The 24919-nt window shown below is 32.1% G+C and carries 22 protein-coding genes; 17 read left to right on the forward strand and 5 right to left on the reverse strand.

The window, feature by feature from the left end; genetic code table 4:
- Positions 1-66: 66 nt before the first annotated feature.
- From pfkA to thrS, 3 genes are all read left to right on the forward strand, one after another.
- Positions 67-1041, forward strand: a complete 975-nt coding sequence (gene pfkA, locus LD125_RS02725) for a 6-phosphofructokinase (RefSeq protein ID WP_250137496.1) — start codon at positions 67-69, stop codon at positions 1039-1041.
- 79 nt (positions 1042-1120) lie between these two features.
- Complete coding sequence (gene pyk / locus LD125_RS02730) at positions 1121-2551, forward strand: pyruvate kinase (protein WP_250136393.1); 1431 nt, start codon at positions 1121-1123, stop codon at positions 2549-2551.
- Between the two features lie 231 nt (positions 2552-2782).
- Positions 2783-4714, forward strand: coding sequence for a threonine--tRNA ligase (gene thrS / locus LD125_RS02735; RefSeq protein ID WP_250137495.1), 1932 nt, complete (start codon positions 2783-2785; stop codon positions 4712-4714).
- A 32-nt stretch (positions 4715-4746) separates the two neighbouring features.
- Here thrS and LD125_RS02740 read toward each other — a convergent pair whose 3' ends face one another.
- Together LD125_RS02740 and LD125_RS02745 are read right to left on the reverse strand one after the other, a co-directional pair.
- Positions 4747-5478 carry a tyrosine-type recombinase/integrase gene (locus LD125_RS02740; RefSeq protein ID WP_250136395.1) on the reverse strand — a complete coding sequence of 244 codons (732 nt, stop codon included), beginning with the start codon at positions 5476-5478 and terminating at the stop codon, positions 4747-4749.
- Positions 5479-5571: 93 nt separating this feature from the next.
- Entirely contained in the window at positions 5572-6792 is a 1221-nt protein-coding gene (locus LD125_RS02745; RefSeq protein ID WP_250137094.1) for a DNA cytosine methyltransferase, read from the reverse strand.
- Between the two features lie 152 nt (positions 6793-6944).
- Here LD125_RS02745 and LD125_RS04050 point away from each other — a divergent pair, with 152 nt between their 5' ends.
- A complete protein-coding gene (locus LD125_RS04050) occupies positions 6945-7142 on the forward strand; it encodes a DNA cytosine methyltransferase (protein WP_374982220.1) in 198 nt (65 codons plus the stop codon).
- Here LD125_RS04050 and LD125_RS02750 read toward each other — a convergent pair.
- The gene (locus tag LD125_RS02750; RefSeq protein ID WP_250137093.1) at positions 7139-8071 is read right to left on the reverse strand and encodes a hypothetical protein; all 933 of its coding nucleotides are present in this window, start codon (positions 8069-8071) and stop codon (positions 7139-7141) included. The genes LD125_RS04050 and LD125_RS02750 overlap by 4 nt on opposite strands.
- Before the next feature lie 128 nt (positions 8072-8199).
- On the opposite strand from LD125_RS02750, the gene ptsP reads away from it, so the two are divergent.
- The 6 genes from ptsP to LD125_RS02780 all read left to right on the forward strand — a co-directional run bounded on the left by ptsP (position 8200) and on the right by LD125_RS02780 (position 12595).
- Positions 8200-9927 (forward strand): phosphoenolpyruvate--protein phosphotransferase, encoded by a 1728-nt coding sequence (gene ptsP / locus LD125_RS02755; protein WP_250137494.1) that lies wholly within the window; start codon positions 8200-8202, stop codon positions 9925-9927.
- A gap of 167 nt (positions 9928-10094) precedes the next feature.
- Entirely contained in the window at positions 10095-10640 is a 546-nt protein-coding gene (gene infC, locus LD125_RS02760) for a translation initiation factor IF-3 (RefSeq protein ID WP_374982221.1), read from the forward strand.
- Positions 10641-10666: 26 nt separating this feature from the next.
- Positions 10667-10861 (forward strand): 50S ribosomal protein L35, encoded by a 195-nt coding sequence (rpmI, locus tag LD125_RS02765; protein WP_250136400.1) that lies wholly within the window; start codon positions 10667-10669, stop codon positions 10859-10861.
- A 30-nt stretch (positions 10862-10891) separates the two neighbouring features.
- Positions 10892-11251 carry a 50S ribosomal protein L20 gene (gene rplT / locus LD125_RS02770; protein ID WP_250136401.1) on the forward strand — a complete coding sequence of 120 codons (360 nt, stop codon included), beginning with the start codon at positions 10892-10894 and terminating at the stop codon, positions 11249-11251.
- A gap of 73 nt (positions 11252-11324) precedes the next feature.
- Positions 11325-11672 (forward strand): hypothetical protein, encoded by a 348-nt coding sequence (locus tag LD125_RS02775; protein WP_250136402.1) that lies wholly within the window; start codon positions 11325-11327, stop codon positions 11670-11672.
- 92 nt (positions 11673-11764) lie between these two features.
- The gene (locus LD125_RS02780; RefSeq protein ID WP_250137493.1) at positions 11765-12595 is read left to right on the forward strand and encodes an MIP/aquaporin family protein; all 831 of its coding nucleotides are present in this window, start codon (positions 11765-11767) and stop codon (positions 12593-12595) included.
- A gap of 53 nt (positions 12596-12648) precedes the next feature.
- Here LD125_RS02780 and trpS read toward each other — a convergent pair whose 3' ends face one another.
- On the reverse strand, positions 12649-13662 hold the full coding sequence (trpS, locus tag LD125_RS02785; RefSeq protein WP_250137492.1) for a tryptophan--tRNA ligase: 1014 nt from the start codon (positions 13660-13662) through the stop codon (positions 12649-12651).
- Positions 13663-13781: 119 nt separating this feature from the next.
- Between trpS and LD125_RS02790 the strand changes: the two genes are divergently transcribed.
- The 3 genes from LD125_RS02790 (at position 13782) to LD125_RS02800 (ending at position 17532) form a co-directional block, all read left to right on the forward strand.
- Positions 13782-14573 carry a diacylglycerol kinase catalytic domain-containing protein gene (locus LD125_RS02790; RefSeq protein ID WP_250137491.1) on the forward strand — a complete coding sequence of 264 codons (792 nt, stop codon included), beginning with the start codon at positions 13782-13784 and terminating at the stop codon, positions 14571-14573.
- A gap of 226 nt (positions 14574-14799) precedes the next feature.
- Positions 14800-16644, forward strand: coding sequence for a ribonuclease J (locus LD125_RS02795; protein WP_250136406.1), 1845 nt, complete (start codon positions 14800-14802; stop codon positions 16642-16644).
- Between the two features lie 108 nt (positions 16645-16752).
- Positions 16753-17532, forward strand: coding sequence for a hypothetical protein (locus LD125_RS02800; protein ID WP_250137089.1), 780 nt, complete (start codon positions 16753-16755; stop codon positions 17530-17532).
- 230 nt (positions 17533-17762) lie between these two features.
- Here LD125_RS02800 and LD125_RS02805 read toward each other — a convergent pair whose 3' ends face one another.
- A complete protein-coding gene (locus LD125_RS02805; RefSeq protein WP_250137490.1) occupies positions 17763-18275 on the reverse strand; it encodes a hypothetical protein in 513 nt (170 codons plus the stop codon).
- A 135-nt stretch (positions 18276-18410) separates the two neighbouring features.
- Here LD125_RS02805 and LD125_RS04005 point away from each other — a divergent pair, with 135 nt between their 5' ends.
- The 4 genes from LD125_RS04005 to oppD all read left to right on the forward strand — a co-directional run bounded on the left by LD125_RS04005 (position 18411) and on the right by oppD (position 24919).
- Positions 18411-20639: an ABC transporter substrate-binding protein gene (locus LD125_RS04005; RefSeq protein ID WP_250137489.1), complete on the forward strand. Its 2229-nt coding sequence runs from the start codon at positions 18411-18413 to the stop codon at positions 20637-20639.
- 255 nt (positions 20640-20894) lie between these two features.
- Positions 20895-22157, forward strand: a complete 1263-nt coding sequence (gene oppB, locus LD125_RS02815; protein ID WP_250137086.1) for an oligopeptide ABC transporter permease OppB — start codon at positions 20895-20897, stop codon at positions 22155-22157.
- Positions 22158-22183: 26 nt separating this feature from the next.
- Positions 22184-23179: an oligopeptide ABC transporter permease OppC gene (oppC, locus tag LD125_RS04010; protein ID WP_250136411.1), complete on the forward strand. Its 996-nt coding sequence runs from the start codon at positions 22184-22186 to the stop codon at positions 23177-23179.
- A 21-nt stretch (positions 23180-23200) separates the two neighbouring features.
- Positions 23201-24919 (forward strand): oligopeptide ABC transporter ATP-binding protein OppD, encoded by a 1719-nt coding sequence (oppD, locus tag LD125_RS04015; RefSeq protein ID WP_250136412.1) that lies wholly within the window; start codon positions 23201-23203, stop codon positions 24917-24919.

Below are 24919 nucleotides of genomic sequence, written 5' to 3' on the forward strand. Positions count from 1 at the left end.
TTAGGGCGTAATCTTACGTATAAAAGCATTAATTTTAATAATTGATTAACAAGAAAGGAATTTTATATGATTAAAAAAATTGGAGTTTTAACATCAGGAGGTGACGCACCTGGGATGAATGCTGCTATTTCGGGAGTGATTCGTCAAGCTTCGGTTCATGGAGTTGAAACCTATGTTGTTTTTGATGGTTATAAAGGATTGGTTGAAAATAATTTTAAAAAAGTCACGCCTGAATTTGCTACTAGTATTTTAAATAAGGGAGGAACTGCGATTGGATCAGCACGTTTACCTGAATTTAAAGAAGAAAAAGTTCGCCAAGTTGCAGTTGAAAACTTGCATAAAGAAGGCATTGAAGCTCTGGTAGTTATCGGAGGTGATGGTAGTTACATGGGTGCTCAAAAATTGACTGAAATGGGAATTAATTGTGTTGGTTTACCAGGAACAATTGATAATGATATTGTTTCATCTGATTATACAATTGGGTTTGATACTGCTTTAAACACAGTAATCGAATCAATTGATAAGATTCGTGATACGATGGAATCTCATAACCGTGCTGCAGTGATAGAAATTATGGGTAATGGATGTGGTGATTTGCCCTTGTCTGCAGCAGTTGCTACTGGTGCTGATGTCTTTTCGATTCCAGAATCAAAATTATCTAAAGAAGAAATTTGTGCTCAAGTAAAGACTTTACACGATCAGGAAAAGCGTAGTGTTATTGTTTTGGTTAGTGAAAAAATGTATGACTTCAGTTCTGAACAATTAGCTAAGGATATTGAAGCTGCATCAGGATATGTAACTCGAGCAACTGTTCTTGGTCATGTCCAAAGAGGTGGGAAACCAAGTGCTGCTGACCGAATTTTGGGGGTTAATTGTGGCGTGTTTGCTGTTGAACAATTAGTAAGTGGACATGGAGGTTTGTTTGTTGGGTTAGAAGATAATAAGTTGGTTGCCCGGGATATTAATTCTACTTTAAACATGCCAAGAAAAGACAAAACTAAGGAAATTGCAAGGGTTCGTGAATTGAACCGCTTTTTCTAAGTTAATTATTTATGGGTATATTTATCTTTCTTTGATTTAAATATACAATTAGAGTTGGAAATGAAAAAAGGAGACAAAGATGACTAAATCTGAATTATCAAAAAGAGTAAAAAGAACAAAAATTGTTACTACTATTGGTCCTGCTACTCATAATACTGAAGACATTCAAAAACTTTATGAAAATGGAATGAATACTGTTCGTTTAAATTTTTCTCATGGTTCATATGATGAACATGGTGCAAGAATTGCTTCAACCAAAGAGATTCGCGAAAAATTGAATCAGCCGATTTCAATTATGCTTGATACAAAAGGACCAGAAATCCGGGTTGGTAAGTTTAAAGATGGAAAGCAAGAAGTGAGTGCTGGTCAAAAAATTACCATTTATACTGACCAAGATAGTTATTTAAATAAGGAATGTGGTCAAGGAGAAATGACTGTTGCTTATGACATGTCACAAGATCTTAAAGAAGGTGATGTTGTTTTAATTGATGATGGTAAGTTAGAAATGACTGTTGAAACAGTTAAACCAGGGGTTGTGGAATGTAAAGCTTTCAACCCTTATGTTGTTAAAACTAATAAGCGAGTAAACTTGCCTGGAGTTGATTTTTCGATGCCGTTCTTAGCTGAAAAAGATAGAGCGGATTTAAAGTATGGTTGTGAACAAAAAGTAGATTATGTGGCTGCTTCTTTTGTTAATAGTGCGGATAACATTAAAGAAATCCGTGATATTTTCAAAGAAAACAATCAGGAAGATATTCAAATTTTTGCCAAAATTGAATCACAAGTGGGAATCAATAATATCGATTCAATCATTGCTGCTGCTGATGGAATCATGGTTGCTCGTGGTGATTTAGGGTTAGAAATTCCTTATTATGACGTACCTTATTGAGAAAAAGTGATTATTAGAAAATGCCGTGAAGTGGGAAAACCAGTAATTGTGGCTACCCAAATGTTAGATAGCATGACAAATAACCCTGCCCCAACGCGTGCAGAAGTAACTGATGTTTATTGTGCTGTTGATTGAGGAGCTGATGCTACAATGCTTTCTGGAGAAACCGCTGCAGGAGACTATCCTTTCATTACTGTTAACACAATGGCAACCATTGATCGTCGTGCTGAAGTCGAATTTTATGATAAGACCTATTATAAAAAGTTAATTGAACATGCCCGTAATACCACTAAAGGTCCGCGTGCAGATATTGCTGCTAAGTTATCAGAAATGGCTCATGATGGAAAATATGAATATGCGATTACTCTTTCAAAAACAGGAGAATTGTTAAAAACTGTTTCTAAATTTCGTCCTAATGTAGCTATTCTAGGAGTTTCAACTTCAGAAAGGTTATGGACCGCTTTTGGTGCTTGATCATCAATTTTTATGAACAAGGTTGATGATTTAGACCAATTGAATGAAAAGGCATTATCATCAATTGCTAAAACTTGAGGAGCAAAACCAGGCAGCACGATTCTAGTTGTTCGAAACACTGATATTACCGAATTAGTTGTTGCTTAATTTAATAAATTAGAAATCATCACTTGTGGTGATTTTTTATTGTCTATTTCTTAATTTAATAAGTCAGTTTTCCTTAGTTAACAAGTACTGTTTTTTTGATTATAATAATACTGATTAAGTTAAATAATCTCGGGTTTATAAGCAAGTGTTGATTTGAATAATCACTTTTCTAGGGAGTAGAATTTAGTGAATTAATTTTTGAGATTTAGGTGAGTTTATTGGAGGAAAGATATGAAAATTACTTTATTAGATGAAAGTATTAGGGAGTTTGATAAACCTTTATCAGTAAAAGAAATTGCTGGTCAAATAGCTACTTCTTTGAAAAAAATTACTATTGGTGCCTTAATTAATAATCAACAAAAAGTTGCTAGTGATTTCATTGTTGAACAAGACTGCAAAATCGAGTTAATAACTACTAAAGATAGCAAAGAATCACTTCTTGATTTTTTTGTTTCCACTACTGCTGCAGCAATTACTGCTTATAGTTTGGTTCAAAATTTTCCAGATATTAAAATTGCTGAGGAATTTTATAATCAAGATGAATATGAATTCAGTACAACTTTTTTAGACAAAGAAACCATTAAACGTGATCGATTACCATTCATTCAAAATAAGCTTGATGAATTAACCAATCAAAGGTTAGTCATTCAAAATAAAAAAATTACTGTTTCAAGTGATTTGAATTTAAATACTTATCAACTTCATTTAGCAAATAAGGCAATTAGCGAAAGAGGTTATGCAATTTTAACTACAATTAATAAAGAAAACTTTATTTTTTCTGAACCAGTTTGTGTAGAGGAGAAATTAGTGAAAAAAATTAAGTTATTAGATCTTTCTGGTTCGTATTGACTAAACGATGCTAGTAATGTTATGCTACAAAGATTGCATGGATTGGCTGGAGTTTCTCTTGACCAATTGGAAAAGAAACAATTAATCCTTGAAGAACGTCGTTTATCAGACCACCGTTCGATTAATAAACAGTTAGAAATTTTTCATTTTGACCAATTGATTGGTCAAGGTTTACCAATCTGATTACCAAATGGAGTTGCTCTAAAAGAACAAATTAAAACTTACCTTAAAGAAAAAGAATGAGAATATGACTATGTGCCAATTGAAACTCCCGTCATCGGAACATTAGATCTTTATAGAATTAGTGGACATTTGAGTCATTATAATGAAGATATGTTTCAACCTTTTAAAGCGAGAAATGAAGAGTTTATTTTAAAACCGATGTCTTGTCCTCACCACATTGCTGTTTACCGCCAAAAACAACGTTCTTATCGTGAATTGCCTTTGCGTTATTCTGAACATGCCTTACAACATCGTTATGAATCTAGTGGTTCTTTAACGGGTTTAGAACGGGTTAGAGCAATGGAATTAACCGATTCTCACATTTTTGTTCGTCCCGATCAAATTGAGTCCGAATTTAAATCAATTTATAGGTTGATTGAGGAAGTTTTAAAAACTTTTAAGATTAAAATTGATTATTTAAGTTTTTCAGTTCGTGATCCAGAAGACAAGGAAAAATATTTCCAAGATGACCAAATGTGAAATAAAGCTGAAGCAGAGTTGGAAAAAGTTTTGAAAGACTTAAACTTGAATTATAAAAAAATGGTTGGTGAGGCAGCTTTTTATGGACCCAAATTGGATATCCAAGCTAAAACTGCACAAAGTCACGAAATTACGATTGCCACCATTCAATTAGACTTTTTGTTGCCACAAAAATTTGATTTAACTTATGTTGATGATAATGGTGGTTTGAGTCGCCCTATCATGATTCACCGTGGTTTGATTGGAACTTATGAGCGTTTCATTGCTACTTTATTAGAACAAACAAAAGGCAACCTACCACTTTGATTAGCGCCAATTCAAATCGAAATTATTCCTGTTGGTGACGAGGAAAGTGAAAAGTATGCTAAAAGAATTCAAAAGAATTTAAAAACTGATTATATTCGTACGCATTTAGATAATCGTGATGAAAGATTAAGTTATAAAATTCGCGATGCTCAAATTCATAAAATTCCTTATCAATTAGTTTTAGGAAAAAAAGAGATTTCAGATAATACTATCACTTATCGAAAATATAATAGTGAAGAGCAGATTACTGTTTCTTGTGACGAGTTTTATTTACTAATTAATCAAGAAATTAAAGAGAAAATGTAAGAAAAAAATCAGCAGTTGATGTTGATTTTTTTCTAGTCGAAGTGATTTTCTAATTCTTTAATGATATCACTGCTCGTAAAGTGTAAATATCGAGCTGTGGTTTCTATTTTTGAATGACCCATAATCATGCTTACAATCTTGATGTTTGCCCCCTTACGAATTAAATTAGTACAAAAAGATCTTCTGAAAGTATGAGGAGTTACTCAATTTGGTCAATAATCTTTAATTAGTTGATAAATCTGTTTCTTACTATATTTATTATATTTTTCAAAATTAATATTATTAATTGGTTTTAAAATTGGTATTTCTCGATATTTCATTCCTTTACCAAAGATAATTAAAGAATTTTTATTCTTATTGTACTTTAATTGTTTTAATTCAGAAATTCTTATACCGGTATAATAAAGAATTTTGAATAGATCTTTAACTTCTTGTTTTTTTACTGTTTCCACTATTGTCTCAAACATTTGATTATTGATTGTATTAAAGAAGACATTGCTTATTGAAGGTATTTTTATAGATTCAATTTCGTCTAAGAATTTACATTTACTATAACGTAAATAACTTAAAATAACATGCTTTTTAAATTGAACTGTTGCTGGTTTATATTTACTTACTTGTGATTTTAAATATTTTGATGTGTTGAATAAAGTGATCGTTTTTCCTCCTAAAAACTTAAAAAAATCGGTTAAAGCATATCTGTAACTATAGATTGTGTTCTTTGAATAATTTTGTTTTTCTAAATATCTGATAAATTTTTCCATGGCGCCTCATCGATAGAATAGGAAAATTTATGCATTTTTTCCCATCATCTTTTCTTAAAATAATTTTTTTAGCTTTTTAGGTAGAATATATTTCTAAAGAAATCTATAATGCATCTTATAGATTCAATTGATATTTTTTAGTGAGATATTTGGCCTACCATTTTTATCTAAAACGCTGATAATTCCAGCGTTTGGATGCCGATCCTGCTTAGTGGTTAATGTAGCACTCAAAATTGCGCAATTTTCTTTAAATTGACTTTTTTTGTTTTTATGTTTATAAATATCACGTTCTGTTTTACATTCGGAAAATAGTAGAGGATTGTTTTCATACATCTTTATTCTAGAACTTGTTCGACGAGGAATTGAATCGATAGCTTCGTGGTTATATTTCGAATTTTTATAGTTTGTTTTCAAAATTTTATTTAAATCTTTTTTAGGAAAATAAGTTAATCGGTCGTATTCTTCTTTTAGTGCTTTGGCTTCGGAAATAATTTTTTCTCTTAATTCGAGATTGCTTTTTTCTCGTTCTTTAAAGGTGTCAATAAAGTTAATTTTTGAACCTTCATAAACACTTAAAGCGATTACACGCTTTCTTTTTTGAGGAATTCCAAAATCTTCACTAGATAAAATATAAGTTTGTGTGCAATAGTTTAATTTTTTTAGTTCTTCTAATCATTTTTTATAGTTTTCAATATGTTCTGGGGAAAGAATATTTGTCACGTTTTCTAAGATTAAAAATTTGGGTTTAATATCTAAGGCATTTAATTCAATTAAGATTCTTTCAACTTCTCAAAGTAAACTTGATCTTGAACCCGATCCTTTGGTCATTCCTTGACTCGGATGGTGCAAAGAACTAGCGGATGACAAATCTTGACATGGAAAAGAATAAGTTATTACATCAATATTTTCAGCGATGCCAATTAAATTTCTTCCTGTTATTTTGGTGATGTTACCTAGATTATTATTAGACACGTAACTTTCATATAAAAGCGAGACAAATCTATCACCTTTTTTAACTATTTTTTGAATATCAATTGATTCTTTGGAATCTAATGAATGAATAAAATTCGATAAATAATCAATTTTCTCTTCTAATGATTTCTTGGACTTGTCTTTTTTATTTTTCATTGCATTGTATGAAATATTAGCAAAGCAATCTCATTCACTTGTTGCCACTATTTCAAAATCAAAATTTTCAATTAATTCAGAGAGCGTTTCAAGTGCTTTTCTTTGTGAACCAATTCCAGCAAATGCCTCAAAAACTTTAAATTTCATAATAAAATTATTGACTGATTTCTTTTGGAGAACAATCATTCCCTTTCTACGAAAAACTTTTATTTTGTTTACTGGATAAATTAATTAGGTTAAAAAAGAATTATTTTTCGAATTGTAATGATATGAAATGAAGGTAGAAATTTTTGAAATTTATCTGTAAAATGATAATTAGTTTTTTAGTAATCTATAAGATGCATTATAGATTTCTTACTCCTAGGGAATGTTATTTATTGATGGGTTTTTCAGAAAAAGATTATGAATGCATTAAAAGTACTGATTTAGTCTCTAAGCCCGTTATGTATCGTCAGGCGGGCAATTCAATTGTGGTTAATGTTTTGGTCGCTGTTTTTAATTACATTTATGTGTTAACACAAAAAAACCAGCTTTAAAAAGCTGGTGTTGTTTTTAAGATTGGAAAATCAACAAATTCTTTAACACTATCAAGTTGAAATTTTTGAAGACTTTTCCTTAAGTGAGGATTAGGTGTAAGTTTGAATGATATATTTTCTTTCTCTTGATTAAGTTTGAAATTTGAAATGATGAATTCATTCACATCAATTCTACTTATTTTACTTATTTCTCGAGTGAGTTGTGCTTCGTTAAGAGCAGATATCGGATTTTTATAATTTTCAAAAGGTTGTGCAATTGAACCTTGGTAAAAATCTAGTTGAAAAACTTTTTCTCAATTCAATGACGGATCTGAAATATTTTCATTTTTTAATCGCAATAATTGATTGTTTAAAATAACTCTAGTTGTGGGTCAATCACGTTCAAAATAATAACTAAGACCATTTGTTTCGGCAAAATCTTTTATTAACATGGAACAATAGTTAATTTTTTCTTCTGTAGACCAAGTGCTAATTTGTCAGCGTGAGAAAATTTTAGGTTGATTAATGAAGGGGTAATCCATTTCCTGTTTGAGAGAAAGTTCACGTTTAAAGACTGCGTTAACAACTCCTTTAAATTTCGAATTTTTTCCATTATTAGCGTTTAATTCTACAGTTAGTCAGTCTTTATCATATGAGAGTAAATTTACTGCAATCCCTTTTAAATCCGGATAATGATAAAACATTAATTTTTCAAAAGCATTGCCAATTACTTCTTTGAAGTTGGATTCGTTGGCTTTCTTATATATTTGTCAATCAATTGGAAATAAGATAACCGCTCCATTAGTTTGTAATGTATTCTTGAAATAAGTTTTTAATTCTATTCGATTATCCTTTTTTACTATTTGATTAGAAGTAAAACTAACTATATTTGTGAGTGAAGTGGTCATAATTGTTACAATTAGCAAGTTTTGTAAAAGTTTTCTAAACATGTTTGAATTCCTTTCTTTTATAAGAATCGGTGAGTTTTAAAAATTTGTTTCAATAAAAAATAAAAAAGTTTAAGGAAATATTTATATTATTGTAAAATCAAGATAATAAAAAGAGGAGGTTTATAATCTTGGCTAAAGTATTAAAAGGGATTGGAGCAAGTCGCGGCATTGCTTTAGGAAAAGTTTTACTTTTAAAAGAAGAACAATTGGTTATTCCTAACGATAAAATCAAAGATGTTGAAGGAGAGGTTCAAAAATTTAAACAAGGCGTTCAAGCCAGTTTGAAAGATTTAGAAAACTTAGTAGAAATCACTACTACCAAATTAGGTGCTGAAAAAGCAGCAATTTTTGGTGCACATGAAGAAATTGTTCAAGATCCTGCAATTGCTCAGGATGTTGAAGAATTAATTAAAAATGAACAAAAAAATGCTATACAAGCTGTAAAACAGGTTTTTGATAAGTATCATCAATTGTTCTTGAAGATGGATGATCCCTACTTTAAAGAACGAGCAAGTGATGTGAACGATGTTGCTAATCGTTTAATTAAACACCTCTTAGGAGTTAATATTGTTGATCTTTCTACAATTAATGAGGAAGTCATCATTGTCAGTGATGACTTGACCCCTTCTCAAACTGCTCAATTGGATAAAAAGTTTGTTAAAGGTTTTGTTACTAACATTGGAGGAAGAACTTCGCATGCAGCAATTATGGCGCGTAGTTTGGAACTTCCGGCTGTTTTGGGTTTAAAAAATATCACCGAAATTGTTACTGATGGAGCGATGATTAGTGCTAATGGAACCACTGGAGAGGTGATGATTGAATTAGATACTGATGATATTGCTGTTATCAAAAAAAACCAAGTTGAGTTTGAAAAAAACGAAGCTTTATTAAAAACTTATGTTAACCAACCAACCATCACTCGTGATCAACATAAAGTATTGGTGGAAGCGAATATTGGTAAGCCAGCTGATTGTGAGGCAGTTTTAAAAAACGGTGGAGAAGGTATTGGTTTATTCCGTTCTGAATTCTTGTATATGGAAAATGATCACTTTCCTACTGAAGAAGAACAATTTCAAGCTTACAAGGAAGTTATCGACCAAATGCATGGAAATTTAGTGATAATTCGTACCCTGGATATTGGTGGTGATAAAAGACTATCTTATTATCAATTTCCTTCAGAGATGAATCCCTTTTTAGGTTATCGGGCAATTCGTTTTTGTTTAGATCATCCAGATATTTTTAAAACTCAATTGCGTGCATTATTACGGGCTTCAGCTTTTGGGTCGTTAGGAATTATGTTTCCAATGATTGCTACAATTGAAGAGTTTAACCAAGCCAAGGCTTTGGTTGAAGAATGTAAGGCAGAATTAATTGCAGCAAATATCAAGTTTGATCAACAAGTGCAAGTAGGAATGATGGTTGAAATTCCAGCCGCAGCAGTGAATGCAAAAAACTTTGCTAAAGTGGCGGATTTCTTTTCGATTGGTACTAATGACTTGATTCAATATTCAATGGCTGCTGATCGAATGAATCAATCGGTTGCCTATTTATATCAACCACTAAATCCTTCGCTTTTAAATTTGATTAAAATGACTATTGATGGTGCTCATACAGAAAATAAATGAGTAGGGATGTGTGGAGAAATGGCTGGTGATCAATTGGCGATTCCTTTATTACTAGGAATGGGATTGGATGCATTTTCAATGAGTGCTACTTCAATTTTAAAAACACGTTCAATTATTAATAATCTAGATTATCAAACTGCTCAAACTTTGTCCAATCAAGCATTAATGCTTTCTACAAGTAAAGAAATTGAAAGTTTGGTTCAAGCCTTTCTAAAGAAAAATAATCTTTAAGAAAGTTTTGCAATTTAAATTGAGATTAGTTATAATCTTAGAGTTAGAAAAGAAGCACAAAGCTCACCGCCAGTGAATAAACAAAACGGTTAAATACTTAAGATTGAAAATGTATTTAAAGATGTGCTGATTGTTTTTTAACGGCACATTTTTTATTTCAGGAGGAATTGATGAATCAAAATAGATCGCAACAAAAAAGACAACCAGAGGATGCTATTAACCATGATATTCGGGCAAAAGAAATTTTAATTATTACTGAAGATGGTCGAAGAATTGGACCAATTTCAAAAAAAGCAGCTATTGAAATGGCAGAAAGTGCTAACCTTGATTTATTGCAAGTTGGCCAACAAGAAAGTGTTGCTATTGCCAAAATTGTCGACTATGGAAAATATAAGTATGAGCAACAAAAAAGGGCAAAAGAGGTTAAAAAGCATCAAGTTGAAACTCAAAATAAAGAAATACGTTTGACAGTGAAAATTGGTGAACACGATTTGGATACAAAAGCTCGTAAAGCTCGTGAGTTTATTCAAAATGGTGATCGAGTGAAGGTTTCTTTGAAGTTCAAGGGAAGAGAAATTGTTTATTTGAATCAAGGTCAAGACACTTTAATGCGATTTTATGAGAAATTAGCTGATATTGCTCAAATTGAGAAAGAACCAAAATTAAATACTAGGTTTTTAGATATGTACATTGTGCCTAAAAAGAAAAATTAGTCAAAAATAGGGAAGGGAAATAAATTATGCCAAAAATGAAAACCAAAAAAGCATTAGCAAAAAGAGTTAACAAAAATGCTAGTGGAAAACTAAAAAGAGCCCATGCTTATCGTTCTCACCGTGCTACTGGGAAGACTACTAAGCAAAAAAGACATTTAAAGAAAGCAACTTACATTAAAAAAGTAGATGCTAAACGTTTAGAAAGTTTGTTGCAAGATTAAAACTTGTAGGATAGAAAGAGGTATAAAAAAATGGCTAGAGTAAAATATGGTAAAACTACCAGAGCAAGAAGAAAACGTTGAATTAAGCGTGCAAAGGGATATTACGGAACTAAAAGCACAAACTTTAAAAAGGCTCGTGAACAAGTGATTCGTTCAATGGCATATGCTTTTGTTGGTCGTAAGCAAAAGAAGCGTGACTTTAGAAAATTATGAATTATGCGAATTAATGCTGCTGTTCGTCCTTATGGGTTAAATTATTCACAATTTATGAACGGAATAAAATTAACTGGTTTAGATTTAAACCGCAAAATGCTTTCTGAATTAGCAATTAATCAACCCCAAGAATTTGCCAAGGTAGTTGAAGCAGTAAAAAAAACTTTAAGTAAATAATCATTAACAAAGCTAGGTTTTACCTAGTTTCTTTTATATTAATTATTTTAAGAACGAAAGAGGGGAGAAGAAAATGGCTTATTTAAATGAACAAACTAATGAAATTATTTTTAATAAAACCGATCTGATTAATGCTTGAGCAAATGCACCTAAGATTAGTGATGCTAATCCTGATGAGTTTCGAGTATGTATGTACTGCCAATTTCCGATGAAGAAAAAGCATTATGTTGCTAACCATCGCTTGAAACATCCTACCGATGCTTGAGCAATTGATTTAATTAATTTAAAGAAACCAAAATTGGTTGGGAAAAATCTTTTCGCTATTCATGCTGGGTGTTTTGGTTTACGTCGACAAGAAAATCAAACTCGGAGATTGAAACGCTATAATCGCACAAAATGATTGATGCCCAAGAATGAGTAATTACTTCTTTTAGAGCAGAGAAATTTCTTTGATTTTAGTACAATATAAAAAGTTAGACAAAAAGCTCTAACAAGTAGAAAGGAGGAGAAGATATGTCGTGAGGATTTCAAGACGTGGGCAGTACCACATCTTATATTGGGTGAATCTTTCTTTCAGAAATGTTAGGAAGTATGCTTTTAGTCATGCTGGGAAACGGAGTCGTTGCTGCTGTTAATTTAAAAACAAGTAAAGCAAGGGGTGCTGGTTGGTCAGCAATTGCAATTGGTTGAGGATTAGCGGTTTTTGTAGGAGCGATTACTTCTCAATATTCAGGAGCCCATTTAAACTTTGCGGTTACCTTAAGTGTATTAATTCAATCAGCTAGTAATAATGCTGGTAATAATCCTTTTGCAAATGGTCACCAATGGTTGATTGTGATTTATTTGGTAGCTCAATTTACAGGGATGATTATTGGTCAATTATTGTTAGATTTAGTTTATTGGTTACAGATTGAAAAATCTGATGCTGGTGAAGTTTTAGGTTTTCATTGTACGGCTCCAGCTCAAAAAGAACGTAGCAAAAAAACCTATGCTTTTAATACATTTGCCGAATTTATGGCAACTTTTGTATTAGTGCTTGGTCTTGGTGCCGCTAGTTTGTATACTGGTACTGGTCATAACTTTGGAAGTTTTAATCTTCCTGCATCAAGTTTAATTGGTGTAGGAATTGCGATGGCAGTAGTTGCGGGAGTTGGTTATGGCTTAGGTGGTCCTACTGGGTTTGCCATTAACCCTACTCGTGATTTGGCTCCAAGAATCGTTCACCATTTTCTTCCTTTGCCTAATAAGGGTTCATCTGATTGGGCATATAGCTGAGTTCCAGTAGTTGGTCCAGTTTTAGGTGGAATTGTTGGTGGCGCACTTATTTTAGCAATGATGCATTAATACTCCACAATAGTCTAAGAAAAAAGTTAGGAATATTCCTAACTTTTTTGTTTTTATTTACGCTTATAATTTAATCCCATTGTATTTTGAACTTTCTGCAGTTTTTTATAGGCAATTTTTTGAGCTTTTAATGCACCTTCTTTTAATCATTGATCCAAATCATCACCACTTTTTAAAAGTTGGTAACGTTCCTGAATTGGGGATAATTCCTTAATTAGAACATCACTAACTGCAGTTTTAAATTCTTGGTAGTTTTTATTTAAGAATTGCTGTTCGATTTCGGGATGAGTCAAACCAGTAATAGCAGAATAAATTGTCATTAAATTAGAAATTCCTGGTTTAGTTTTCAGATTGTAATAGACCTTATCCTCACTATCAGTTAAAGCGCTGTTGATTTTCTTCCGAATAAGATCAGGTTGATCAAGAATTCGAATGAAGGCTTTTTCATTAGTGCTTGATTTCGACATTTTCTTTGTTGGATCTTGTAAATCCATAATTTTAGGAGTTTTAGTTGGTATCAAGGCTTCTGGTAAAACAAAGAGATCTTGTTGATAAGTTTTATTCATTCGTTCGGCTAAAGTTCTAGTTAATTCCACGTGTTGTACTTGATCGATTCCTACTGGAACATAATTAGCATCATATAAAAGAATGTCAGCGGCCATTAGGGTTGGATAGGTCAATAAACCACTAGGGATATAACTGGTTTTGTTCCCTGCTTTTAAAGATTTATCTTTATATTGAGTCATTCTTTCTAATTCACCCATGTTAGTTTGAGTGTTTAAAATTCATCCCAACTGCGCGTGCTCTAAAACATCAGATTGAATAAAGACTGTGGTTAGTTGTGGGTCGATTCCACAAGCAATATAAAGAGTTGCCATCGTTTTAATATTTTCTTTTAACTTGGTTTTGTCTTGAGGAGTGGTGATTGCGTGGAGGTTGGCAATAAAAAGAAATAAATCATAGTCTTGTTGGTAACTAACAATTTGTTTAATCACGCCAAAATAGTTACCAATTGTCATGTTTCCACTAGAAGCTATTGCAGTTACCATGCGCTTTTTTTCGCTCATTTTCGAACCTCATCTCTGGATTGATAATATTTTTATTGTACCTTTATTTAAAACTAAACAACATAAAAGCTAAAAAACATTATAATGAGAGTAATATTTTCTTTTAAGGAGCAATGTGTGTGAAGTATAGTATTGTCAAAAATGATTATCCTGAAAGTTTAGATTTAGCTAATCAATTAACTGAGCAACTAACATCAGATCAAGCGTGAGTGGTTGATGATGAAAATCCTGATTATGTTTTTGTAATTGGTGGTGATGGTACTTTTTTAAAAGCAGTTAAGCAGTTTAATCATTTATTAGCACAAATTAAATTCTATCCGATTAAAAAAGGCGGTATTGGTTTTTATACTAATCGTAACCTTTTTGATCCTAAGGAATTGAAAACTAACCTTAATTTAAATGAATGTCAAATTAATAAATATCCCCTTTTGGAGGTAAAAATTGATGAGAAAACGTTTTTTGTCATTAACGAACTGAAAGTTTTAAATGATGTGGTGCCTCAGCAATTTAGTATTTTTGTCAATGATGAAAAATTAGAAAATTTCAAGGGGACAGGAGTGGTTTTTGCTACTCCGAGTGGATCGACAGGATATTTAAAGTCAATCAATGGAGCCATTATCTATCCAACCAGTCAAGAATTATTTGAGATGCAAGAAGTGGCTCCAGTTTCTACGGTGTTGTTTCATACAATCAATGCTCCAATTATCTTCTGTCATGAAGAAACTATTAGATTAACTCAGATTAACTCACTTAAAGTAAATGATGCTTTAACCGTAGTTGGCGATGCTAGAATTATTGCTACAACTTTTGCTACCATTGAGGTTAAAATTAGTGCGATTAAGTTAAAAATTATTACCACCAATAAAATTAATCACGCCGCTTTACTAAAAGATATCTTTGTTGGTAACTAAACCCTTTTCTTGTTAAATTTAACTTATTATTTTATAGTAAAGATCCATCTACTTTTAAACCGTCTATTTTGGTTGCTAAACGTTAACAAAACCAGTAAAATATAGTTAATTAATTCCTTTTAAAAATCATTATATACTCTTTGCTAAGAATGAATAATTTGTTTTTTTATGAGGAAAATAGTGTTTTTAACAGTAAAAATAAGAGGAAAAAGATTGGAGTTAAAAAATGGCTGAAATAAAGTTTATGGCCTTAGGGGGTCAAGATGAACGGGGGAAAAACCTTTTTGTCGTTCAAGTTGACGAGGATTTGTTTGTCTTTGATTGTGGGATTAAGTACCCTGAAAAAGGAATTCTAGGTGTTGATGTTGTAATTCCAAACTTTGATTTTTTAATTAACAATGCCCAACATGTTAAAGGAATTTTCTTATCCAATTCTGCTTCTTATAATGCTGGAGCAGTACAATTTTTATTAAAAGATTTAGATGTTCCTATTTATTGTAATGAAATCACCCAAACAATTCTAAGAATTAAATTAGAACGTTCTGTGTTAAAAAACAAAACCGCTAATTTTAAAATTATTGATGATAAGCAAATTATTGATTTTGGTAAAAACAAACTTGAAACCTTTCGTTTAACTGCTTCTTCACCAAAATCTCTTGGGTTTGCACTGCACACTAGTGAAGGGGTAATTGTTTATGCTGGAGATTACATCATTGATGGGCAAGAGACTTCTTACTTTTCAACTGATTTTAATCACTTAAACAAAATTGCTGATCAAAAAGTTTTAGCTTTAATTGCTGATACTGAGTTTGCTTCAAGAATGTCTTACACAGTGCCAAATCATAAGATTGAGCGTTATATTGCCAGTTCGTTTAAAGAAAAGAAAATCCGGATTGCTATTGGTATTTTTGAAGAAGATATTTTTAAACTTGGTGAAATTGTCAGTCAAGCCAAGCTAAATAACCGAAAAATTGCTATTTATGGTCGAACAATGGCAACAATTTTACAAAATGATATGATTCATGATGATTTTAAAATCACTAATGATGACTTAATGAGTGTTGAAGATTATATGAATTCTGATGATGGTGTTTTAATCATTTCAGGAACTGGTGATGTTCTTTATTCAAAGTTAGCTAAAATTGCGATGGGCAATGATAGTGTAATTGAACTTAGTGAGAAAGATTTAGTCATTCTAGCCACTCCTCCAGCAGCAGGAGTCGAAAAGCGTCACGCTGAAATTTTAGATGAATTAGCAAGAACTGATGCAAAATTAATTGCGTTGAGTGATAAGAATATTTGATCAATGCATGCTAGTTATGAAGATGTGAAGATGTTAAATAACTTGTTTCATCCAAAATACTTTATTCCTGTTAAAGGATTATACAAAGAGTTTTTAAAAGGCGAAGCAGCAGCAGTTGAGGCTGGGATTAAGCCTGAAAATGTGGGAATTATTGACAATGGTCAAGTTTTAAAAATTAGTAGTAAACATTTAGCAATTATGGATAAAACAATTCCTTGTGGCGATAGTTATGTTGATGGATCAGGAATTGGTGATATTGGTAATGTCGTTTTAAATGAACGAAAATTACTTGCTGGGGATGGTGTAGTGATTATTGGGGCCACAATTGATAGCAAGAGCAAAGCTTCGGTTTCTTTAGTTGATATTCAGATGCGCGGAGTGCTTTATATTAGTGAAGATAATCCAGTTACAAAAATCATGCAAAAAGAAGTTAATCAAATTCTTGATCAATCAACAGAGTTGTTTAGAAAGAATCCTAATAAATATAGTTTAGATGATGTTAAACGTGAGATTGTTAATAAAGTAAAGGCGTTGGTTAAACAAGAATCTGGGAAAAATCCGATGATTTTGTGTATTGTTAATGAAATTAATGGTAATTTCAACTTGAAAGCAGTCTTGGCACGTTCACAGAAGTCTCGAAATTATGTCCATAAAGCAACAATTCCACCAGGAAAAGATGCTAAAAAGCACCAAATTAAATCAGGAAAGAATCGTCATCAATCTTCTAAAAATAATCCTAAAACAAAAATTGAGTCAAAAAATAAGTAAAATATTGGTTTTCAACCAATATTTTTTTTCTTAAAATTTATCGTTAAATAATAAAATTGTCTTATAATAAAACTAAAAAAGTAAGGATGGTTAAATATTAAAAAAATATTGAGTATTTTAGCTACTTTAGGAATGGATTCAACTGCTATTGGTATCATAATCGCTTGTGGAAAATTAAGTCAAGATGAAGTTGGTCATCAACCTCCTAAAGTGCCTTTAACTTCTTCAAGAATCAAAATTATCAAAAAGGAAGCTTTCGACCTAAGTAATTATATCGATCTTGATCCTGGTTATAAACGAGTTAGTATTCTACCTCTCGATCCCCACCAATTTGTTTATTCGCTTGTTCATGATCAAAAAAATAATGCCACCGCCCAGTACTGAACCGATCCAAAAACTGGTGCAGAGTATTCTTTAATTAATGGACAATGAGGTTTTTCTACTATTAGTGCTACAACTAGTTTTTCTATCACCTTAATGGTTTCTGTAACGGGATATGAAAGTAGTTATTTAACGATTAATTATCTCGCTCATCCTGATGAAGAGGTGTTGGTCAACGTTGAGTTACGAGATTATGTGATTCCTCAAACAATGATTGACCAATGATATGCTGACCTTGGTTCTGATACTGATACTTTACTTGTTCATGCCTGAGCAAAAATTGGTGACCAGACTGTTGTTTTTGGTCCTAATTATGGAGCTGAACCAGGAACTGATTTAATTGCCACTTGGTTTCAAGAAGACGAACAATTACGTTTTAGTCTTGATCAAATTGAAAATGTTACTATTCATTTTGAAGTTTTAGATCAAAAACCTGGTCAAAAAAGACAGAAAATTATAACTTTTACCCAGGTGGTTTCAAATTTAGATATTGCCACAATTGAATAATTTTTCTTCTGTTTTTTATCTTTGAAGGTCCTCTGATTACTTGGGGAAGCAATGGAGCAGAAACCGATCTTTGAACCAATAGTAAAATTGGTGTTAGTCTTAGCAAAACTGCCATCTCATTCATAATTAAATTAATAGTTAAAGCTCCTGATTATATCCCTGGAATCCTCACTATTTCTTATCAACCTACAAAATTAAATATCAAAAAACTAGGATTTATCCTAGTTTTTTTAGGGTTGAAAAACCACATTGGTCACAATTACAGTAATACTTAAAAGCACAATTGCCAGGAAAATAATTTTTAAAACCAATAATTGCTTGGCTTCGACAAACGAAAGTATGCGTTGATATCTTCTTCGTTTATCATGAAAATACTTTTCTGCATTACGATTTTTGTTATAGTTAATTACCATAAATAAAAGGATTAATAAAAAAACAAAACCTAAACTAGCCCACCCTGCAGCTTGATAGTCAGGAGCTTTGTTACTATTTTTAGTTAAATACCCAATTAAAAAACTAATCCCAGTAAAAAAAAACGCTACACCAAAACTAATTAAATAGTGTCATCATTGCATTTTTTTTGCTTGATTATAGGTTACAAGTCGGTGATAAGCTTCGTTTTCTTCATAAGTTTGTTGAATAATTTCATCAACTTCTTGATTGAAATAATCATTTTTTGCTTGATCGAGATTTTTTAACTGTTGTTGTCACTTCTCAGGATGTTGACCTTTTTTTTTACTCATCAATTTTTAGTTACCCTTTTTCTAATTATAATTTGGTTTTAATGTGATTACAAACAAAGTTGAAGGGAGAAAAAAGGAGTTGATTTTTATTTATTTTGTATAATAATTTTTTAAAAGAAATGGGAGATTAAACTTGTGTTAAAAAAACTACTTATCATGATTTTAAGTTTAATCGTGCTTATCACCATTCCGATTAACGTGCTTGCTTGTGGGCCTGTTACTACCCAAAAATTATTAAATCGCAAGGTTGACACCAATATCTTTAAAACCTATTATTCTGCTTCTCCTACTACGTGAAATCCAGTAGCTACAATGCAAACTAATGATATTCTTTTACTTGCCAACCTTCACGACACTTTATTAGAAAACAATCGGGATGGTGATTTAATTCCTGATTTGTTAACTGATATAGGAAGTTTAAGTGATGATAGTACCACTTATTCTTTTACCTTTCGTGATGATGCGGCATTCTTTGACGAGTTAGGAACAAAAGTTAAGGCTATTGATGGTAAAGATTTTTTAAATACGGCAATGTATGTATTGAACCCAATGAATGTTTCTCAAGTGATAAGTACGTGAACCTCTGTGGTTCTTAATGCTCAAACAGTGAGTGATATTTATCAACTTGACCACGAACAAAACCAAAATAAAAGTGCTTATGATGTAAGTAATAATCCGCAAGCTTTAATGTTGTTGGAGGAAGCGATTATTATTGATGAAGATAATCCTAAAACTGTTAGTTTAAAATTAGCGCAACCAACCCCCTACTTTCGCTCTTATTTAACTTCGTTTGCTTTTTCGCCCACGCCAACCAAAGCATTATTTGCAAGTTATAATTATGGAATTAAAGCTAAAGAAGTTTGAACGACTGGACCTTATTTAATTAAAAGTTATCAAACATCTTATTTATTGAAACTGGTGAAAAATCCTGCTTATTTTGCTGTTAATCAAGTTTTTATTAATCAAATATGATTTCAGTTCTTAGCAAACCTTGATATTGCTCGTCCGCGTTTATTGTTTGAAACTGGTGATTATAGTGAAGTGTGGTTACAACCAAGTGATCATTATGGGTGAAAGAAGTATGTGGGAACAGATTTTAATCATCCTAAATTTAGTGGTTTGACCAACATCTTAAACCCAACTTTAGGAACTAGATACTTGTCGTTTAACTTTTTTAACACCGAAACCGCGCTTGATAACGAGAAATATCAAGGAAGAAATAACATTAAATACCAACAAGGAGTGGAATCGAATTTTGCTTTGAGTTTGGATTCGGTACGGACTTTAATTGCTTTTGCGATGAACCGTAGTCTTTTTGTTCGTTATTTTTCAGAACCTTTTGATAATGGATTACCTTATTCAAAATTTTTAAGAAACACTTTTAATCCCGGGGGTCATTTAAAAGGAAATGATGGACTAGATTATCAAGATTATTTACAAGATGCATACAACCAGTTGTTTAACAGCACCGCGGTTTCTTTAGTTGATGGTCAAGAAATTTTTTATCAAAACTCACAATTATTATCGCCAAGTGGTAATGAAATCATCACTGATGTTACTGCTAGAAGTCTTTTAGCACAAGCAAAACCCTTTGAAGCGTTGATTCAACAAGTACGAAGTGATTTGACTGGGTCTGGTTATGAGAAAGGAGTTAGTTTAACGATGTTGATGAGTGGAGTTTACAACTCGACTTGAAATATTTATCTTCAAGATATGATTGATACTTTTAACGTTATCACAAACAATCTAGTTAAAATTAATGCCAAAAGAACAATGAATGATTCTGATTATCAAGCAAGTCAATTGCAGGGAAACTTTAGTATGTTTCTAACAGGATGAGGACCAGGTTTTCTTGATCCGTTAGCTTTTTTAAGAACTTATATAATTCAAGGTGATATGGCGAACTATTTTGGTTTGAGTCGAATTATTAATCAAGTTAATTTTAATAAGCAAAACCAAACCAGTCTTGACCAATTGGTGATTAATTCTAATTATTTAAATAGTTTTTTCGATCAAAGTTATGCTTATAAACTATTAGCACATTTTGTAGATTACACCAATCAGGTTAATGCTGCTGATCAAATTGCTGATTCTGCGCAAAAAACCATAAGATATCAACAGTTTGCCACAGCAGAAGCCAATCTTTTATACAGTTATAAATTATTGATGCCTTTTTATGTTCCTGATGGAACTACAAAAACTCTGCTAACTTATATTGACGAATCTACCCGTAGTCATGTTGGTTTTGGCAATAGTGATAAACGTTATGTCGGGGTAAAAATGTTGCATAGTCTAAAAGAAGTGAAGATAAATTTGTTGTCAGTTATTGAAGTCAATATTGTTTTAAATAATAAAGAAAATTAAATTCAATTTGGGTTGATGAAAGTTAATTTTGCACTTATAACCTTGTTTTTATTGGTGTTTTTTGGTATGATAAGTGTCAACGCAGAAAAGAGTTAGCGTGTGATTGAAGACACCAGAAACTAACTTTTCCTCTGTTGTAATGCTAATGCAGGAGCGATTCTTAGTTTTGGCATTATAATTTAATTTATACATTAAGTTAAGGTAATAGTTAACAACAATTCAATTGATGCTTAAAGGGAAAGGAATACCAGAGTTATGGCTAAAAAAACACCAATCGATGCCGAGCAGCAGTACCATGATGTTTCTAACCCGATTAGTTTAGAAGATTTAAATTCTCCCCAATTTAGTTTAAATGATGAGTTAATCTTTGCTCATGACAGTTGATATACTATTTTGCGTCATAAGTGAGCAGATTTCAGTGCTAATGTTTATAAATTTTATATTAATCACCCCTTGTTAAATTATTCATTGCGTCGAATTATTTATGGTTTAGCAACTTTATTAATAGCCATTATTGTTGTTTTTCTCTTGGTGCGTTATGTCACTGATGATAACCAGTATTTACCAAGTAATATTAGTAACTTGCACTTAACTGAGGAACAAACCCAAGCCTTATTGATTAACCGGATGAAAGTGTTTGGAGTTTATGGACCTTTAGGACAACAATTAGCAAACTATTTAAAGAACATCTTTCCTTTAATTCCCAAAACAGTTGTCATTGACCAGTTGTGAGAAAGTGGTGCTAATGGAGCTATATTGATAAGTGAAACCACGAAGGAAGTTTATGTTTTTCTTGGTTTAGTTTCTTCAGAAGCAATTGCTAGTCCTGGAACTCCGGTAATGGATATTTTCAACAGAGCCATTCCTTACTCATTTGGATTTGGATCAGTGGCAGTGGTGATTTCTTATTTGGTGGCTCTACCATTAGGAATTCATGCAGCAAAGAAAAAAGAGAAGGTTTCTGATCAGACGATTAACGGAATAAGTGTCTTTTTAACTGCTGTACCAGCAGTGGTAATTGTTTTAGGTTTATATCTTTTAGCGATTGCTGGTTTAGGAACTTCGGGATTGTTTACTTCGGGATCATTTTGAACTAAGTTTTGACCAGTTGTTACCTTGATTGTGATGATTATGCCTACCAACATTATTATGACCAGAAGATATGTCATTGACGAGATGACTAACGATTATACTCGTTTTGCTTATTCGCAAGGGCTAAGTACTAATCGTGTCTTCTATATTCAAATCTTTAGGAATGCAGGGATTCGAATTATTCGTCAGTTCCCTGTTGATATTGCAGCGACGCTATTTGGTTCATCAATGTTAGTCGAGCAACAATGATCCATTCCAGGAATGAGTCGTTATATCGTCTCAGCAATTGGAGGCCAAAAAGATAGTTTTGTTATTCTTGGGTTTGTCTCATTTGCTGCTTTTATCCAAATTTTTGCTTCTTTGCTTTCAGACTTAATGATTGTGTGAACTGATCCTCGAACTAGTTTAGGGCAAAGAACTAACTAATATTTTTTTAGAAAGGAAATTACAAAATGTCAAAATTAGATCAACAACAGATTAAAAACTTTGATGATAATCATGATGTCAAATACCACGATCTTGACAAAGATTTGTTTGTTGTTGCGGGTGAAGAAACTGCTGAAAACGAACGTTTGTCTTCAAAACCATATAGTTATTGAAAATCTGTGGCTAAACTTTTGTTTAAGTCAAAAGTTTTTCTTGTCTGCTTAGTATTGTTGATTACTTTTATTGTTTTGATGTTTGTTGTTCCTGCAGGAAAAATTGTTAATCCAATTGTTTCTGATGCTCCTGGTCATGGAAGTCCAGCAGCCCCCAGCACCCGTTATGTTTTTGGTTTAGGGTTACAAGGTGAAGATTATTGAATCCAAATTTGAGCAGGAATGAAAACAACTCTGTTATTTGCTTTCTTGATTACTGTAATTCAGTTGGTTTTAGGAATTGTGCTTGGTTCAATTTGGGGTTACTACCGTAAATCCGACCTATTCTTTATTCAAATTACCAATTTATTATCAATTGTTCCTTCTTTGATTATGCTTTTGTTTGTAATCTTCTTATTAAAGCCTGGTTATTGACCAGTGATTTTAGGAGTCAGCATTCAAGCTTGAATTACAATGGCTTCAACGATTCGAGTACAGATTATCTTGGTTAAAAATACTGATTATAATACTGCTTCAATGGCGTTAGGAAGTAGTTCACAAAAGATTATTCGCCGCAACATTTTACCAAAAATCTTACCAGTAATCGTTCAAACTGGAACTTTTGCTATTCCTAACGCAATTAGTTTAGATGCGACACTGTCTTTCTTAGGATTTGGTTATATTAATTTAGCTGACCGGAAAAAAACTAGTTTAGGAACAATTATTAATAATGTGATGGCAGGATCACAATGACAAGAATATCCGCATTTAATCATTTTACCAGTAGTTTTAATTACTGCAGTTTCAGTAATCTTCTTCTTGGTGGGTAAAGTTTTTGCCGACTCTTTGGATCCAAAGAATCATCGCTAGAAAGTAATTGAGGGAAAAAATATGCCAAAAAAACAAAGAGTTGTTCTTTCAATTCAAGATTTAGTTGTTAAGTTTCGGGTACGAGGAAGAAGTTTGACTGCGATTCGAAACATTAGTTTTGATATTTATGAGGGTGAGACTGTAGCGATTGTAGGAGAATCAGGATCAGGAAAGTCTGTGTTAACTAAAACTTTAACTGATATGTTAGAAGCAAATGGTTATATTGCTCAAGGCAGTATTGGGTATTATCCATCGATGGCAACTAAACAAGATTTGAACGCAGAAATTCGCCAAGATGTCGATTTAGTTCAATATCATCGCAACGCTTTAGATAGTGTTAGTCGAACAATTATCCGTCGAGCAAATAAAAGAAATATCCGCGACTTAAAAAAACAATTAGCAACTTTAATGAAACGAAATCCTCGTAGTGAACTTTTAAAACTTCAAGTGGTTGATAATCGAAAAAAACTTGTCTTTCAATCTCAAGAAGAAAATAAAGGGTTGGTTGAACCTGAAGAAGGTACTTTTGAAGCTTTAGAAGAACTTGAATTACAAGTTAATCAGGTTGATCCTCAAAAAATGTTTCAAATTCAAACCCTAGAAAAACAAATTCAAACTTTAGAGCAAGAAAGTTATAATTTTGAACCTTTGAAACCAAAAAAACATCACTTCATTCAACAAGGAGTTGATTTGTTGGTCGAAGCTTTTAGTGAACAAAGCGAGAATAAACTTTCTTCATCAACCCGAGATTTAATTCAAGATTATTATGAAAAACTTATAAATTTGAAGCTGTTAAAAACTACTGAAGTCTACTTAAAACGTGCTTTTGAGAAAATTTTAGCAACCAAAAAAGCTAAATTAAGCGTTGAAGAAGTTGACTTTATTTCTGAAACTTGAAGTTTAGAAAAACGACGTTTATGAACCAAGAAAATTAAATCAGAAGGTGATTTAAAACGATTAAGAGGAGGAACAATCGCTACAGTCTTTCAAGACCCGATGACAAGTCTAAACCCTTTATTAACAATTGGATATCAATTGATCGAAGCGATTCTTGCTCATCAAGATGTGTCTCATCAACAAGCAAAACTCCAAGCGATTTCTTTATTAGAAAAAGTCGGAATTCCTAATGCTGAAAAACGGATGAAAGATATTCCTGGGCAATATTCTGGAGGAATGCGTCAACGGGTGGTAATTGCCATTGCTTTGGCATGTAAACCAAAAATTCTAATTTGTGATGAACCAACCACTGCTCTGGATGTAACTATTCAAGCGCAAATTTTAAATCTGATTAAAGATTTAAAAAAAGAATACGGTTTCACAGTTCTTTTCATTACTCACGATTTAGGAGTTGTTGCCAACATTGCTGATCGCGTAGCAGTTGTGTATGCAGGACAAATTATTGAGTATGGTTTAACTAAAGAGATTTTTGAAGATCCAAAACACCCTTATACTTGAGCCTTACTTTCTTCTTTGCCACAGTTGGGAAAAGCTGGTGAAGATTTATTTGCAATTGATGGAACCCCACCCTCTTTATTTAATAAAATTCATGGCGATGCGTTTGCACCAAGAAATAAATATGCTTTAAGTATTGATTATTTATATGAACCACCATTTTTCAAAGTGAGTTCGACCCACTTTGCTAAAACTTGATTATTAGATTCTCGGGCTCCTGAAATTAACAAGCCTGTGGAGCTAAACCGGTTAAAAGAAGCAATTCAAGCACAGAAGGTAGGTGATTAG

The sequence above is a fragment of the Mesoplasma sp. JKS002658 genome, assembly GCF_023566355.1.
Classification (GTDB): domain Bacteria; phylum Bacillota_I; class Bacilli_A; order Mycoplasmatales; family Mycoplasmataceae; genus Edwardiiplasma; species Edwardiiplasma whartonense.